Below are 13,743 nucleotides of genomic sequence, written 5' to 3' on the forward strand. Positions count from 1 at the left end.
ACTACTCCTCCCCGGCCGCGGACGCGAGCTGGATGGTGATGTGGCAGGTGCGCTTCTGGACCCGGTAGGCGCGGCCCATGGGGGCGGGGCGGACGCGCTTCATGCGGAAGCCCTCGTCCACGAAGGCGGTCTTCACCAGAAGCTCGTCCGGGTTGACGGAGGGATTCTTGTCGATGGCGTTGGCCACGGCGGAATCGAGGAGCTTGCGGATGGGGGCGGCAGCGTACTTCTTGGCCTGCGCGAGCACCCACTGGGCCTCGCCGACATGCTTGCCGCGGATGAGGTCCACCACGAGGCGGGCCTTCTGGGCCGAACCGCGCAGGTGGCGAACGGTGGCGGTGGAAACGATCTCAGCCATCGCTACTTCCCCTTCGCCTTGGAATCGGACTTGCCGGCGTGACCCTTGAAGGTGCGGGTCAGCGAAAATTCGCCGAGCTTGTGTCCGATCATGTTCTCAGTGACATACACGGGAATGAACTTGTTGCCGTTGTGCACGGCGAGGGTCAGTCCGATCATCTGCGGGACGACCGTCGACCGGCGGGACCAGGTCTTGATCACGCGCTTGTCGTTGGCCGCCTGGGCGACTTCCACCTTCTTCTGGAGGTGGGCGTCAATGAACGGGCCTTTTTTCAGGGATCGTGCCATTGTCGTGTCTCCTAGTTGATCCGCTTGACGATGAACTTGTCCGTGCGACGGTTGCCACGGGTCTTGTAGCCACGGGTCGGCTGACCCCAGGGCGTCACGGGGTGACGGCCACCGGAGGTGCGGCCCTCGCCACCACCGTGCGGGTGGTCGACGGGGTTCATGACCACGCCGCGGACGGTCGGGCGGATGCCCTTCCAGCGGGTGCGGCCGGCCTTGCCGATCTGGATGTTCTCGTGCTGCAGGTTGCCGACAGTGCCGATGGTCGCGTAGCACTCGAGGTGGATCTTACGGATCTCACCGGAGGGCATGCGAAGCTGGGCGTAATCGTCTTCCTTGGCCACGAGCTGGGCGAATGTGCCGGCGGCGCGGGCAATCTGGCCGCCCTTGCCGGGCTTCATCTCGATGTTGTGAACGGTGTTGCCCACGGGGATGTTCCGCAGGGGGAGCGCATTGCCCACCAGGATGTCGGCGTTCTTGCCGGCCACCACGGTGCGGCCCACTTCCAGGCCGTCGGGGGCCAGGATGTAGCGCTTCTCGCCATCCGCATAGACCAGCAGGGCGATGCGGGCGGTGCGGTTGGGATCGTACTCGATGGTGGCCACCTTGGCGGGCACCTCGAGCTTGTTGCGCTTGAAGTCGATGATGCGGTACTGGCGCTTGTGGCCACCGCCGATGTGGCGGGTGGTGATCCGGCCGGTGTTGGAACGGCCGCCAGTGCGGTTCTTCTTGGCAATCAACGAACGCTCAGGCGTGTCCGTGGTGATTTCCTCGAAGCCGAACTTGGACATGCCGCGCTGACCAGGGGTCGTGGGCTTGAGCTGCTTGATGCTCATGGTTGTCCTCTTGCCTCAGGGTTGAAAGGGGCGGGCGATAGTGGGCAAAGCTTTTCCGTCCGCCATGAAGTCGCCTTATTCGGACGCGGGCGCGCCCTCGACGAGTTCGACATAGGCCTTCTTGCGAGGGCTGGAAGTCCCCACGAAACGGCCCAGACGCTTGGTCCGGCTGGGGATCCGCACGGTGCGGATGCCCTTCACCTTGGACTGGAGCAGGAGCTCCACGGCTTCCTTGATCTGGTGCTTGGTGGCCCAGGTGGCCACTTCGAACACCTGGATGTTCTTCTCCCGGAGGATCTGGCCCTTTTCGGTGAGAAGGGGCTTGCGGATCACATCGAAGATCTTGGTCATGGCTTCACCACTTCCTGGAGGGCCAGGACGGCTTCCTTGGAGAAGATCACCTGGTCGTACTTGAGGAGCTCATAGACATTGACGCCCAGGCTCTCGATCGTCTGCAGCTTGGGGTTGTTGCCGGCGGCCATGGAGAGCTTCTCGCTGGCCTCGGTGCCCACCAGGAGCGCCGAACCGGTCACGCCGAGCTTGCCGAGGGTCTGGATCAGGGACTTGGTCTTGTGGGAGGTCACATCCCAGTTCTCGACCACCACGATCTGGCCGCTCGCCAGCTTGGCCGACAGCGCGTTGCGCAGGGCGGCGCGGCGGGCCTTCTTGGGGAAGGCGTAGTCGTAGGAACGGGGGTGCGGACCGTGGGTGGTGCCGCCGCCCTTCCACAGCGGGCTGCGGATGGAGCCCACGCGGGCGCGGCCGGTGCCCTTCTGCTTCCAGAGCTTCTTGCCGGAGCCGCTCACTTCCCACTTGTCCTTGGTCTTGGCGGTGCCGGCGCGGCGCTTGGCCAGGAAGTGGCGGACCGCTTCCCAGATCAGGTGCTGGTTCACATCCTCGAGCTTGAAGACTTCGGCCAACAACTCAACAGTGCCCGCGGGCTTGTTCTCGAGATTGACGACGGGGTGCTGGAACGCTGCCATCCTAGGCCTCCTGCTTGATGACGATGTACCCACCCTTGGGGCCGGGGACGGCGCCCTTGATGAGCAGCAGGTTGTTCTCGACATCCACCTTCGCGATCTCCAGGTTGCGCACGGTCACCTGGGCGTCGCCCATGTGGCCGGCCATACGCATCCCCGGGAACACGCGGCTGGGGTAGCTGGACTGGCCGATGGAGCCAGGCGCGCGGTGGAACATGGAGCCGTGGGTCGCACGGCCGCCGGCGAAGTGGTGCCGCTTGATGACGCCGGCGAAGCCCTTGCCCTTGCTGATGCCGGTGACATTGACCTTGGTCTTCGCCTCGAAGGCGCTGGCCAGGACGCTGTCGCCGGGCTTGGCGGCGTCGGAGGCATCGACCTTGATCTCGCGGAGAACGCGGACCGGGGCGACGCCCAGCTTCTCGCAGTGGCCCTTTTCGGCCTTGGAGGCGCGCTTGCCGCCGTTGGGATCGACGAATCCGATCTGGACGGCCTCGTAGCCATCCTTCGCGGAAGTCTTGCGCTGCACGACCACGCAGGGGCCGGCCTGGATGACCGTCACGGGGACGATCTGGCCCTGCTCATTGAAGATCTGGGTCATCCCCAGCTTCTTTCCGATGATTCCTTTGGACATGTTTTCTCCCCCCTCTACCGGTTGCCCTGACGGCTGAAGACCTTGATCTCCACGTCGACGCCAGCGGGCAGGTCCAGGCGCATGAGAGTGTCCACGGTGTTCTGAGTCGGGTTCAGGATGTCGAGCAGCCGCTTGTGCGTGCGGATCTCGAATTGGTCCCGGCTCTTCTTGTCCACGTGGGGGGAACGGTTGACGGTGTACTTGTTCGTCCGGGTGGGGAGGGGAATCGGTCCCGCCACCTGGGCGCCCGTGCGCTTGGCGGTGTCCACGATCTCGCGGGTGCTCTGATCGAGCAGACGGTGGTCGAAGGCACGCAAACGGATGCGGATGTTGTCTTTCATGCTCACTCCATTGGGACGGCGACCGTCCATAGACGTGGGGCGCTGACCGCCCATGTAAATCCGTCCCAACGACAGGGACAGGGCTGATCAGCATAACAAAAGCCGCTGGAAATTCAACGGCTATTTGAGAGAACGCACGACCTCCCGGGGGAGGAAGCGGTGGATCAAGAGGCCCGGCAACCTTGCGGCTCGAGTGATGGCCTCACCCCGAGAGGGGCTAAAACTGCAAATAAAGCTAGTTACTATGTCTGGCAGAGTAATGACCAACGAGGACTGGCTTCGCCAGGCCGAGTGGTGGGGGTCCGGGGGTGCGTGCGAAGCACGGAACCCCCGGAGAACACCGACCTACTTGGAACCCTTCACTTTGGCCACGATTTCTTCGGCCACATTCCGGGGTGCTTCTTCGTAGTGCGAGAACTGCATGGTGTAGTTGCCGCGGCCCTGGGTCATGCCGCGCAGGGTGGTGGAGTAGGCGAACATCTCGGCCAGGGGCACCTTGGCGGTGACGACCTTGACGCCGGCCCGGTCTTCCATGTTTTCGATGCGGCCACGGCGGCTGTTCAGGTTGCCGATGACATCGCCCATGTAGTCCTCGGGGACCACGACCTCGACGGCCATGATGGGCTCGAGGATCACGGGGGAGGCCTTCTCGCAGCCGTTCTTGAAGCCCATCGAGCCGGCGATCTTAAACGCCATTTCGTTGGAGTCCACATCGTGGTAGCTGCCGTCGTAGATGGTGATCTTGATGTCGACGCAGGGGTAGCCCGCGAGGACGCCGGACTGCATGGCCTCCTGGATGCCCTGGTCGATGGGCTTGATGTATTCCTTGGGGATCACGCCGCCCTTGATGTCGTTGATGAACTCGTAGCCCTTGCCGGCTTCGTTGGGTTCGACATACATCTTCACGTGGCCGTACTGGCCGCGGCCGCCGGACTGACGGACGAACTTGCCCTCGGCATCCACACGCTTCCGGATGGTCTCGCGGTAGGCCACCATGGGCTTGCCCACATTGGCCTCGACCTTGAACTCGCGCATCATGCGATCGACGATGATCTCAAGGTGCAGCTCGCCCATGCCGGCGATGATCGTCTGGTTGGTCTCGGGATCGGACTTGACCTTGAAGGTGGGGTCTTCCTGGGCCAGGCGGCTCAGGGCCACGCCCATCTTCTCCTGGTCGGCCTTGGTCTTGGGCTCGATGGCCACCTGGATCACGGGATCCGGGAAGTCCATGGACTCGAGGATCACGGGGTGGTTCTCGTCGCAGATGGTCTGGCCGGTGAGCACTTCCTTGAGTCCCACGGCGGCGGCGATGTCGCCCGTGCGGACCTCTTCGATATCCTCACGCTTGTTGGCGTGCATCTGCAGCAGGCGGCCGATGCGCTCGCGGCGGCCCTTGGCGGCGTTGAAGACGCCGGAACCCGCGGCGAGGACGCCGGAATAGACGCGGATGAAGGCCAGCGAGCCCACGAAGGGATCGGCCATGATCTTGAAGATGAGGGCGGAGAAGGGCTCCTTGTCCTCGGCCTTGCGCTCGACTTCCTTGCCCTCGGAATCGACGCCCTTGATGGCGGGGATGTCCAGGGGCGAAGGCATGTAGCTCACCACCGCGTCGAGCATGGGCTGCACGCCCTTGTTCTTGAAGGCGGAGCCGCACATCATCGGCGTGAAGGTCAGGTCGATGCAGCCCTTGCGGATGCCGCTGCGGAGCTCATCCTCGGTCAGCTCCACGCCGCCGAGGTACTTGTCCATGAGCGAGTCGTCGGTTTCGGCAACCATCTCGACCATCTTCTCGCGCCACTCCTTGGCGGTGTCCACCAGCTCGCTGGGGATCTCGCCGTAGAGGACCTTGAAGCCCTTGTCGCCCTCGTCGAAGGTCAGGGCCTTCATCAGCACGAGGTCGACCACGCCCTTGAAGTCCTCCTCGGCGCCGATGGGGATCTGGATCGGCATGGGACGCGCCTTCAGGCGAGTCTTCATCATCTCGACCACGCGGAAGAAATCCGCGCCGGGACGGTCCATCTTGTTCACGAAGGCCATGCGGGGCACGCCGTACTTGTCGGCCTGGCGCCACACGGTCTCGGACTGGGGCTCGACGCCGCCCACCGCGCAGAATACGGCGCAGGCGCCGTCCAGCACGCGCAGGGAGCGCTCCACCTCGGCCGTGAAGTCCACGTGGCCGGGGGTGTCGATGATGTTGATGCGGTGCTCCACGCCCTTCAGCTGGCCCGTCTGGGGGGTCCAGGCGGCCGTGATGGCGGCGGAGGTGATGGTGATGCCCCGCTCCTGCTCCTGCACCATCCAGTCGGTGGTCGCCGCACCCTCATGCACCTCGCCGATCTTGTGGATCTTGCCGGTGTAGAAGAGGATGCGCTCCGTCGTGGTGGTCTTGCCGGCATCGATGTGCGCCATGATGCCGATGTTCCGGTAGCGCTCGAGGGGGGTCTGACGGGCCACAGCGGCCTCCTGAAAGGATCAATACGGAATCGGAGTCGGAAGTGCTTCAAAGACCTTCGCGGAAGGAGCCGCCGGAGGGGCGGCTCCTTCCGATCGGGCGGACTGCTACCAGCGGAAGTGGGCGAAGGCCTTGTTGGCTTCGGCCATCTTGTGGACATCGTCCTTCTTCTTGATCGCGGCGCCACGGAAGTTCATGGCGTCGAGGATCTCGCCGGCCAGCTTGTCGCGCATGGTGCGCTCGCCGCGGGAGGCGGAGTAGGTCTTCAGCCAGCGCATGGCCAGGGACTGGCGGCGGTTCTGGGGAACCTCCACGGGCACCTGGTAGGTGGCGCCGCCCACGCGGCGGGACTTGACTTCCACAGAGGGCTTGATGTTGTTCAGGGCCTTCTGGAAGGCCTCGAGGGCCTCTTCGCCGGACTTCTTGGCGACGATTTCCAGTGCTCCGTAGAGGATGCGCTCGGCGGTGGCCTTCTTGCCGCGCTCCATGAGGATGTTCACGAACTTGGACACGGTGAGGCTGTTGTAGACGGGATCCGGCAGGATCTCACGCTTGGCGGGGGCGGAACGACGGGCCATGTTTTACCTCCCCTACTTCTTCTTGGCCGGCGCAGCGCCAGCCTTGGGGCGCTTGGCGCCGTACTTGGAACGGGACTGGTTGCGGCCTGCGACGCCGGTGGCGTCCAGGGTGCCGCGGACCACGTGATAGCGCACGCCCGGCAGATCCTTCACGCGGCCGCCGCGGATGAGCACGATGCTGTGCTCCTGCAGGTTGTGGCCGACGCCCGGGATGTAGGTCGTGCACTCGATGCCGTTGGTGAGGCGCACACGGGCCACCTTGCGGAGGGCCGAGTTCGGCTTCTTCGGCGTGGTGGTGAACACGCGGGTGCACACGCCGCGCTTCTGCGGGCAGGCGTCGAGCGCGGGGCTCTTGGTCTTGTTCTGGAAGGTCTTCCGCCCGAGGCGGATCAACTGATTGATGGTAGGCACACCATCCTCCAAGGAAGGCACCGGGTTGTCCGGGCCTGGGCCCGAGAGGTTCACCGGGATGCTGGCTTCGGGGAACATCGGACGGATGAAATCTTGCGCCGGCCCACGGGGCCGGAACCATCTAGGCTATCGGAACGGCCTGGAAAGTCAACGCATCAACGGAAAAACGAGGCCCGGGTCACCGGGCCCTCACCCCGCGAGGGGGCATCCGCATCCGCCGGCCGCACAGCCATGGCCGCTCTTGGCTGCCTCGGCCCCGGATGTGGACGAGGGTGCAGACGAGGCGGGTTCGGAGGCCGCGCCCTTGTACCAGCCGCCGCCGGCGAGGGCGAACGCCGAGACGGACACCTGCCGCTTCATGGCTTCGGCCACCCCGCAGGCGGGGCAGGCATGGGCCTCGGGGGCCGACAGGCTTTCGAGCTTCTCCTCGGCCTGGCCGCAAGCTTCACAACGGTATTCGTAGAGGGGCATGGCAGACTTCTCCTGGGAATCATCCCCGAGCCGATCATTTTATCCTGGTCCTTAGATGCCGTCACCGATCCCTTTCTTCCAAAGCCCCGAAGCCTTTCTCGCGGCCGTGCCCCGGCCGAGGGTGCTCTGCTTCACCAATGGCTGCTTCGACCTCATCCATCCCGGCCATGTGCAGTACCTGGCCGATGCCCGCGCCCTGGGCGACTTCCTGGTGGTGGGCCTGAACAGCGATGCGTCGGTGGCGCGGCTCAAGGGAACCGGCCGCCCCGTGCAGGATGAAGCCGCCCGCGCCGCGGTCCTGCTGGGCCTGCGCAGCGTGGACGCCGTGGTGCGGTTCGACGAGGACACGCCGCTGGAGCTCATCCGGGCCCTCCAGCCCGAGGTCCTGGTGAAGGGCGGAGACTATACGCCGGAGACCGTGGTGGGCCGCGAGATCGTGGAGGGCCGGGGCGGGAAGCTCGTCCTGATCCCCTTCCTGCCCGGGCACAGCACCTCGCGCATCGAGCAGCGGATCCGCAGCGGGCGCGGCGTCACGCTGGAGCAGCGGCCCGGGTAGTCCCTTCGGATGACGCCCCGATGACGAATCCTCGCTAGGCTGGGACCGGCCTCGTTCTGGGGCCCGCATTTGTCGGAGGTTTCATGCGTCACCGCGTTGCCCTCACCCTCGCCCTTCTGGGCCTGCCCCTCGCCGCCCAGGACATCACCGGCGGCCTGCAGACCGGCCTTTCCCTGCCCGTCGGGGATCTGAAGGATAAGTCCGGCCTGGGCACCAACCAGTTCTTCGGTGCCCATGTGGGCGGTCATCTCGACTTCAATCTCACTTCGCACCACCAGGTCCGCGGTCAGCTGACCTACCACAGCCTCCCGGGCTCCGGCTGGGGCGGCTTCGTGGACAACCAGAACGACTACAAGGTGCTGCAGGTCGGTGCGGACTGGGTCTACAACTTCCAGAGCCCCAACCAGGGCTGGTACACCATCGCCGGCGCTTCCATCAACAGCATCAAGGATGACTGGGAATTCACCAACGGGGCCGGCTTCCGCGTCAGCGGCAGCGCCAGCCAGAGCGGCAAGCTCGGCATTCGCGGAGGGGGTGGCTACACCTTCAACCGGAACTTCTCCCTCGAAGGTACCCTCAACCAGATCTTCGTGGACAAGAACGGCAGCGACGGCTTCGGCTTCGATACCGCCACATGGGCCCAGGTGAGCGCCGTCTTCCGCTTCGGGCGGTAGGCTTTCTCCCGCATGCAGAAACGGGCCGCGATGCGGCCCGTTTCTGCACCTAACGGAAAGTCCCCTAAAGCAGCGGGGACAAGAGCTGCCAGTACTTCGGCAGGGGCCAGAGGTCGGCGTCGCAGGCCTCCTCCAGGTGGTCCAGCACCTCGCGGAGGGCATGCTTGGCCTCGTTGACCTTCTTTCCGAAGGCCTCGGTGCGGGCGTGGTTGTCCTCGATGGCCTCGGCGGCGGCCAGGGCGACCTTCATGGCCGTGAGCCGGGCCTGGGCCTCGCCCGCCAGCGTCGCCTGGGCCTGGAGGGCGGCCTTCAGCGTCTCGGGCACGGTGATGCCGGCCGCGGCCAGGCGGCCCAGGCTCTTGGCGCGGGCGCCGAGATCCGCCGTGATGGATGGCAGGATCTGGGTTTCCGCCATCTCGCGCAGGACCTGGGTCTCGATGGCGATGGCCTTCTGGTACTGCTCATGGCGGATGTGGACGCGCGACTCCAGCTCGCCCTCGGAAAGGATTCCGGGCTTGGAGAACACGGCCTTGGACGCGGGGTTCTCCCAGATGTGGAGGGCGGCCACGGTGTCCTTGGCATGGGGCAGGCCGCGGCGCTCGGCCTCGACCTTCCATTCCTCCGCATAGCCGTTGCCTTCGAAGCGGATGGCCTTGGTCTCGATGATGGCCTGGCGCACCACGGTCAGCACGGCGGCCCGGTGGTCCTTGCCGGCCTTGATCTCGGCATCCAGCTTGCCGTTCAGGTCATCCAGGGCCTCGGCCACGGCGGCGTTGATCACGGTCAGGGACAGCGCGATGGGCTGGCTGGAGCCCACGGCGCGGAACTCGAACTTGTTGCCGGTGAACGCGAAGGGGCTGGTGCGGTTGCGGTCCGTGGCGTCCTTCTCGATGCGGGGCAGGTTGCCGATGCCCAGGTCGAGGATGCGCTGGGTGGAGGCATCGGCCGCATCGCCCTTCTCGATGGCGTTCAGGATGTGGCTGAGCTGGGCACCCAGGAAGGCCGACATGATGGCCGGCGGCGCCTCGTTGGCGCCCAGGCGGTGGTCGTTGCCCGCGCTGGCGATGGCGGCGCGCAGGAGGCCGCCGTGGGTGTGGATGGCCTTCAGCGTGGCGCTCAGGAAGTAGAGGAACTGCAGGTTCTCCTCGGGGGTCTTCCCGGGTTCCAGCAGGTTGTGGCCCTCATCGGTGGCGAGGCTCCAGTTCACATGCTTGCCGCTGCCGTTGACGCCCGCGAAGGGCTTCTCGTGCAGCAGGATGGCCAGGCCGTGCCGCTCGCCCACGGACTTCAGAAGCTCCATCAGCAGCTGGTTGTGGTCGCTGGCGATGTTGGCGGCTTCGTAGATGGGCGCGATCTCGAACTGGTTGGGGGCGACCTCGTTGTGCCGGGTCTTGGCGGGGATGCCGAGCTTGAAGCACTCCAGCTCCACTTCCTGCATGAAGCCCAGCACGCGCTCCTTGATGCTGCCGAAGTAGTGGTCCTCCAGCTCCTGGCCCTTGGGCGGCTTGGCGCCCTGCAGGGTGCGGTTGGCGAACATGAGGTCGGGCCGCTGCTGGGCCAGGTCCAGGTCCACCGCGAAGTACTCCTGTTCGGGACCGCACTGGGCGATGACCGCCTCGGCCTTGACGCCGAAGTGGGCGAGGCCCTCCACGGCCCGCCGGGACACCACCTCCATGGAGCGCAGCAGCGGCACTTTGTGGTCCAGCGCCTCCCCGTGATACCCAACGAAGGCCGTGGGGATGCAGAGTGTCTTGCCCAGGGGCCCTTCCATCAGGAAGGCCGGGCTGGCGGGGTCCCAGGCAGTGTAGCCGCGGGCCTCGAAGGTGGCGCGCAGGCCGCCGCTGGGGAAGGAGCTGGCATCCGGCTCGCCCTGGATGAGCTGGCTGCCGCTGAAGCGCTCGATGACCTGGCCAGGCTCGTCCCAGGTGATGAAGGCGTCGTGCTTCTCGGCGGTGGCGCCGGTCATGGGGAGGAACCAGTGGGTGAAGTGGGTGCAGCCCTGCTCCAGGGCCCACTCCTTCATGGCGAGGGCGACGCTCTTGGCCACCTCCGGCGACAGGGCCTCGCCGCGCTTCAGCGCCTGGCGGTAGGCCTTGTAGACATCCTTCTGGAGCCGCTCGCGCATGGTGCGCTCACTGAAGGTGTTGCAGCCGAAATACTGGCTGATCTTGACCTGATCCAGCCGTGAGATGCTGGATGTCTCTGACGCCTGCGCCTTGGCCATGTGTCCCCCCCTTGGACGATGAGGCATGAATCCAAATAAACCTGGACCGATGTCCATCCCCGGGGGGCGGTCATCGGATTCCCACATCCATCTGGACCCTGCGATCCAAGCCCAGGATAGCCCAAACGCGCTTGTGGCGACAGGCTTTCCTGTCCAGGAACGGGCCCTGGCCCTCCTGCAGACCCTCCGGCGCCGCCAGGCGGGGACGGTCCGGGCCGCCGCCCTCGCCTGGGAGCGGGCGGCCTTCGCCGAGGTGTTCGACCACCCGGAGCCCGGTCAGCGGATCCGCCGGTTCCTTGAGAAGGCCTAGAATGGAAGGCATGGACCTGACCGCCCCCTATGTCCCCGACCTCGAAAGCATCCCCGCGGGGATCGATCTGCCCGCCGAGATCCGGCGGCTGAAGGCCGAGCGCCGGGCGGTACTCCTGGCCCACTACTACCAGGAGCCCGAGATCCAGGACCTGGCGGACTTTGTGGGCGACAGCCTCCAGCTCAGCCAGCAGGCCGCCAAGGCCGATGCCGAGGTCATCGCCTTCTGCGGTGTCCACTTCATGGCCGAGACCGCCAAGATCCTCAACCCTGGCAAGACCGTGGTGATCCCCGACATGGACGCCGGCTGCAGCCTGGCGGACCGCTGCCCAGCGGACTACTTCGAACAATGGCTGAAGCAGTACCCCGATCACGATGTGGTGAGCTACATCAACTGCTCGGCAGGTGTGAAGGCCCTCAGCACCGTCATCTGCACAAGCAGCAACGCCGTGCGCGTGGTGGAGAGCCTGCCGAGGGACCGCAAGATCGTCTTCGCCCCGGACCGCCACCTGGGCAAGTGGGTCATGAAGCAGACCGGCCGGGACATGGTCCTGTTCCCGGGCTTCTGCATCGTGCATGAGCAGTTCACGGCCAAGCGCCTGGCGGCCCTCAAGGCCCAGCACCCCGAGGCCAAGCTCATCGCCCACCCCGAGTGCGATGCCACGGTCAGCCAGCTGGCGGACTTCGTGGGCAGCACGGCGGCCCTGCTCAACTTCGTGGCCAAGGACAGCGCCCGGGCCTTCATCGTGGCCACCGAGGCGGGCATTCTCCACCAGATGCGCCAGCGGCGGCCCGACGCGGAATTGATCCCCGCCCCGGCAGACAGCGGCTGCAACTGCAGCCTCTGCCCCTACATGAAGCTCAACAGCCTCGAGAAGCTCTACCTCTGCCTGCGCGACCTCAAGCCTGAGATCCGCCTGGACGAATCCGTGCGGGTGAAGGCCCTGAAGCCCCTGGAGCGGATGCTGGCCCTCGGCTGATCGCCGGACGGGCCCGCGGCCGTTAAGCTGGCAGGAATCCTTCCTGTCGAGCCCCCATGCACCACCACCGCACCTCCCGCTACCGAGCCCTCCATCCCAGCCTGGGGCCCTCCCGCTGGCAGCGCCTCCAGCAGCGCAGCGGCATCGCCCTGCTCGTCCTGGCGGGGCTGGTCCTGGGGGCCCTGCTGATCGCCGTGCCCCGGTACTACCGCCTGGATCAGGTCGACAAGGGTCGCCAAGCCTACATGGAAGCCCACTGGGTGGATTTCGAGGCCGTCGAACGCCACTGGAAGAGCCTGCCGGTGCTCCAGAGCATCCGAACGGGCGACGAGCCGGATGTGCGGCGGTTCCTGGCGGACCAGCCCCTGGTGGTGGCCCTCCTGGACCGCTTCGAGGAACGCAACCTCTGGATCCGCGATGGGCAGAAGCTCGCCCGGCCCAAGGACCCCGCCCTGGTGCAGCAGTACCTGGGCTGGATGGCCCACGCGGAAACGGCGCAGCGCTTCGAGTGGAATCCCCCCCGCGAGCAGGATCCGGACTTCGGGAAGGTGGCCACGGTGGTCCTGCTCTCGGACCGCTGGCTGGTCATCAAGCGCTGGCGACCCGGGGCGCCGGAAGTGGAGCGGGAACTGGGCATCGCCCTGGCGCCCCACCGGACCCTGCGCATGGGCCTGGCCCGGGAAAGCGACCTCGAGCGGGGCGACCTGAAGCTCCAGCCCTGGGGCGCCGAGCCCAACCTCCAGGCCGACCCCCAGCGCATCGCCACCCTGCCCCTGGGCACCGCCACCAAGACCAATGCCTTCGGCGATGGCTGGAACCTGGGGGGCGTCGGCTTCGACGCCGAGCAGAAGGCCTTCCGGAGGAAGCTGAAGCACCAGTACTGGATGATCTCGGGAATCTCCGCCCTGGTGGGCGCGGCCATCCTCCTGGGCCTCTGGCTGCGCCACCGCACCCGGCGCAAGGCCGTGCTGGATGGGGATCGCCTCGCCTCCATGACCCACAGCCTCAAGACGCCCCTCGCCATCCTCAAGTTCCGCTGCGACTCCCTGCGCCTGGGCCGGCTCAGCCCGGACCGCGCCGACGAGGAGCTGCTGAAGATCGGCGAAGAGGTGGACCACCTCACCACCATCATCGAAACCGGCCTGCGGGTGATTCGGGGCGGCGGGGCCTCCGGCCCCCCGGGGCAGGCCACCCCCGCCTGGTTCGAGGAGGTCGTCGATGACCTGCGGCCCGGGTTCGAGCTGGAGGGGCGCCTTCTGGACCTCCGCCTGGCGGAGGCCAGCGGCCGGGCCCCCCTCTCCTCCCTGCGTTCGGCGGTGCTCACCCTGGTGGAGAACGCCCTGGGCCACGGCAAGGGCCGCGTCACCCTGGAGACCTGGCGCGCCCGGCGTCGCTTCTGCATCCGGGTGACCGACGAGGGCGAAGGCCTGGAGCCCCATCAGTTGAAGGCCCTCGGCAAGCCCTTCCAGCGCCTCCGCACCCAGGGGAGGGAGGGCTTTCTGCGGGAAGGCCAGGGGTTGGGCCTGAGCCTGCTGGTCCAGGTGGCCGAACAGGAGGGCTGGGGCCTCACCTTCTCCTCGGGACCGGGCGAGGGGTTCTCGGCCCTCCTGGAGATCCGGGCCAGCTGAAGGCCTTTCAGAGATTGGGAATTTTATTGG

Annotated in this window: 17 protein-coding genes; 5 read left to right on the plus strand and 12 right to left on the minus strand. The window is 66.3% G+C overall.

Going from position 1 to position 13,743, the window contains the following annotated elements; all coding sequences use genetic code 11:
• Nucleotide 1: 1 nt before the first annotated feature.
• The 11 genes from rplV to QUD34_RS14190 form a co-directional block, all read right to left on the minus strand.
• The gene (gene rplV / locus QUD34_RS14140; protein WP_286354348.1) at nucleotides 2-358 is read right to left on the minus strand and encodes a 50S ribosomal protein L22; all 357 of its coding nucleotides are present in this window, start codon (nucleotides 356-358) and stop codon (nucleotides 2-4) included.
• 2 nt (nucleotides 359-360) lie between these two features.
• Nucleotides 361-645, minus strand: a complete 285-nt coding sequence (gene rpsS, locus QUD34_RS14145) for a 30S ribosomal protein S19 (RefSeq protein WP_257305905.1) — start codon at nucleotides 643-645, stop codon at nucleotides 361-363.
• Between the two features lie 11 nt (nucleotides 646-656).
• Nucleotides 657-1,478: a 50S ribosomal protein L2 gene (gene rplB, locus QUD34_RS14150; protein ID WP_285610116.1), complete on the minus strand. Its 822-nt coding sequence runs from the start codon at nucleotides 1,476-1,478 to the stop codon at nucleotides 657-659.
• A 75-nt stretch (nucleotides 1,479-1,553) separates the two neighbouring features.
• Nucleotides 1,554-1,829: a 50S ribosomal protein L23 gene (locus QUD34_RS14155; RefSeq protein WP_243303174.1), complete on the minus strand. Its 276-nt coding sequence runs from the start codon at nucleotides 1,827-1,829 to the stop codon at nucleotides 1,554-1,556.
• A complete protein-coding gene (gene rplD, locus QUD34_RS14160) occupies nucleotides 1,826-2,461 on the minus strand; it encodes a 50S ribosomal protein L4 (protein ID WP_286354349.1) in 636 nt (211 codons plus the stop codon). Before rplD ends, QUD34_RS14155 begins: the two co-directional genes overlap by 4 nt.
• A gap of 1 nt (nucleotide 2,462) precedes the next feature.
• Nucleotides 2,463-3,089 (minus strand): 50S ribosomal protein L3, encoded by a 627-nt coding sequence (gene rplC, locus QUD34_RS14165; RefSeq protein WP_286354350.1) that lies wholly within the window; start codon nucleotides 3,087-3,089, stop codon nucleotides 2,463-2,465.
• A gap of 14 nt (nucleotides 3,090-3,103) precedes the next feature.
• Nucleotides 3,104-3,430 carry a 30S ribosomal protein S10 gene (gene rpsJ, locus QUD34_RS14170; protein WP_043483643.1) on the minus strand — a complete coding sequence of 109 codons (327 nt, stop codon included), beginning with the start codon at nucleotides 3,428-3,430 and terminating at the stop codon, nucleotides 3,104-3,106.
• Nucleotides 3,431-3,775: 345 nt separating this feature from the next.
• Nucleotides 3,776-5,884 (minus strand): elongation factor G, encoded by a 2,109-nt coding sequence (gene fusA, locus QUD34_RS14175; protein ID WP_286354351.1) that lies wholly within the window; start codon nucleotides 5,882-5,884, stop codon nucleotides 3,776-3,778.
• 105 nt (nucleotides 5,885-5,989) lie between these two features.
• Nucleotides 5,990-6,460, minus strand: coding sequence for a 30S ribosomal protein S7 (gene rpsG, locus QUD34_RS14180; RefSeq protein ID WP_243303170.1), 471 nt, complete (start codon nucleotides 6,458-6,460; stop codon nucleotides 5,990-5,992).
• Nucleotides 6,461-6,472: 12 nt separating this feature from the next.
• Nucleotides 6,473-6,871 (minus strand): 30S ribosomal protein S12, encoded by a 399-nt coding sequence (rpsL, locus tag QUD34_RS14185; protein ID WP_026852760.1) that lies wholly within the window; start codon nucleotides 6,869-6,871, stop codon nucleotides 6,473-6,475.
• Nucleotides 6,872-7,060: 189 nt separating this feature from the next.
• A complete protein-coding gene (locus QUD34_RS14190; RefSeq protein ID WP_286354352.1) occupies nucleotides 7,061-7,342 on the minus strand; it encodes an FmdB family zinc ribbon protein in 282 nt (93 codons plus the stop codon).
• 55 nt (nucleotides 7,343-7,397) lie between these two features.
• Here QUD34_RS14190 and rfaE2 point away from each other — a divergent pair, with 55 nt between their 5' ends.
• The gene (rfaE2, locus tag QUD34_RS14195; RefSeq protein ID WP_286354353.1) at nucleotides 7,398-7,898 is read left to right on the plus strand and encodes a D-glycero-beta-D-manno-heptose 1-phosphate adenylyltransferase; all 501 of its coding nucleotides are present in this window, start codon (nucleotides 7,398-7,400) and stop codon (nucleotides 7,896-7,898) included.
• A gap of 83 nt (nucleotides 7,899-7,981) precedes the next feature.
• A complete protein-coding gene (locus tag QUD34_RS14200; RefSeq protein WP_286354354.1) occupies nucleotides 7,982-8,572 on the plus strand; it encodes a hypothetical protein in 591 nt (196 codons plus the stop codon).
• 64 nt (nucleotides 8,573-8,636) lie between these two features.
• Here QUD34_RS14200 and QUD34_RS14205 read toward each other — a convergent pair whose 3' ends face one another.
• On the minus strand, nucleotides 8,637-10,796 hold the full coding sequence (locus tag QUD34_RS14205) for a glutamine synthetase III family protein (RefSeq protein ID WP_286354355.1): 2,160 nt from the start codon (nucleotides 10,794-10,796) through the stop codon (nucleotides 8,637-8,639).
• A 133-nt stretch (nucleotides 10,797-10,929) separates the two neighbouring features.
• On the opposite strand from QUD34_RS14205, the gene QUD34_RS14210 reads away from it, so the two are divergent.
• The 3 genes from QUD34_RS14210 to QUD34_RS14220 are packed head-to-tail and all read left to right on the plus strand — an operon-like array spanning nucleotide 10,930 to nucleotide 13,713.
• Nucleotides 10,930-11,106 (plus strand): hypothetical protein, encoded by a 177-nt coding sequence (locus QUD34_RS14210; RefSeq protein ID WP_286354356.1) that lies wholly within the window; start codon nucleotides 10,930-10,932, stop codon nucleotides 11,104-11,106.
• A 10-nt stretch (nucleotides 11,107-11,116) separates the two neighbouring features.
• Nucleotides 11,117-12,085: a quinolinate synthase NadA gene (nadA, locus tag QUD34_RS14215; RefSeq protein ID WP_286354357.1), complete on the plus strand. Its 969-nt coding sequence runs from the start codon at nucleotides 11,117-11,119 to the stop codon at nucleotides 12,083-12,085.
• A gap of 56 nt (nucleotides 12,086-12,141) precedes the next feature.
• The gene (locus tag QUD34_RS14220) at nucleotides 12,142-13,713 is read left to right on the plus strand and encodes a sensor histidine kinase (RefSeq protein WP_286354358.1); all 1,572 of its coding nucleotides are present in this window, start codon (nucleotides 12,142-12,144) and stop codon (nucleotides 13,711-13,713) included.
• Nucleotides 13,714-13,743 lie beyond the last annotated feature (30 nt).

The organism is Geothrix oryzae (genome assembly GCF_030295385.1).
Lineage (GTDB): Bacteria > Acidobacteriota > Holophagae > Holophagales > Holophagaceae > Geothrix > Geothrix oryzae.

Excerpts from the sequence above, each read along its gene's own strand:
- rplB (WP_285610116.1), bottom strand. The coding sequence starts at position 1,478 with ATGAGCATCAAGCAGCTCAAGCCCACGACCCCTGGTCAGCGCGGCATG.
- QUD34_RS14200 (WP_286354354.1), top strand. The coding sequence starts at position 7,982 with ATGCGTCACCGCGTTGCCCTCACCCTCGCCCTTCTGGGCCTGCCCCTC.
- rplC (WP_286354350.1), bottom strand. The coding sequence starts at position 3,089 with ATGTCCAAAGGAATCATCGGAAAGAAGCTGGGGATGACCCAGATCTTC.
- rpsJ (WP_043483643.1), bottom strand. The coding sequence starts at position 3,430 with ATGAAAGACAACATCCGCATCCGTTTGCGTGCCTTCGACCACCGTCTG.
- rplD (WP_286354349.1), bottom strand. The coding sequence starts at position 2,461 with ATGGCAGCGTTCCAGCACCCCGTCGTCAATCTCGAGAACAAGCCCGCG.
- rpsG (WP_243303170.1), bottom strand. The coding sequence starts at position 6,460 with ATGGCCCGTCGTTCCGCCCCCGCCAAGCGTGAGATCCTGCCGGATCCC.
- rplV (WP_286354348.1), bottom strand. The coding sequence starts at position 358 with ATGGCTGAGATCGTTTCCACCGCCACCGTTCGCCACCTGCGCGGTTCG.
- QUD34_RS14220 (WP_286354358.1), top strand. The coding sequence starts at position 12,142 with ATGCACCACCACCGCACCTCCCGCTACCGAGCCCTCCATCCCAGCCTG.
- rfaE2 (WP_286354353.1), top strand. The coding sequence starts at position 7,398 with ATGCCGTCACCGATCCCTTTCTTCCAAAGCCCCGAAGCCTTTCTCGCG.
- QUD34_RS14190 (WP_286354352.1), bottom strand. The coding sequence starts at position 7,342 with ATGCCCCTCTACGAATACCGTTGTGAAGCTTGCGGCCAGGCCGAGGAG.
- rpsS (WP_257305905.1), bottom strand. The coding sequence starts at position 645 with ATGGCACGATCCCTGAAAAAAGGCCCGTTCATTGACGCCCACCTCCAG.
- QUD34_RS14155 (WP_243303174.1), bottom strand. The coding sequence starts at position 1,829 with ATGACCAAGATCTTCGATGTGATCCGCAAGCCCCTTCTCACCGAAAAG.
- QUD34_RS14205 (WP_286354355.1), bottom strand. The coding sequence starts at position 10,796 with ATGGCCAAGGCGCAGGCGTCAGAGACATCCAGCATCTCACGGCTGGAT.
- nadA (WP_286354357.1), top strand. The coding sequence starts at position 11,117 with ATGGACCTGACCGCCCCCTATGTCCCCGACCTCGAAAGCATCCCCGCG.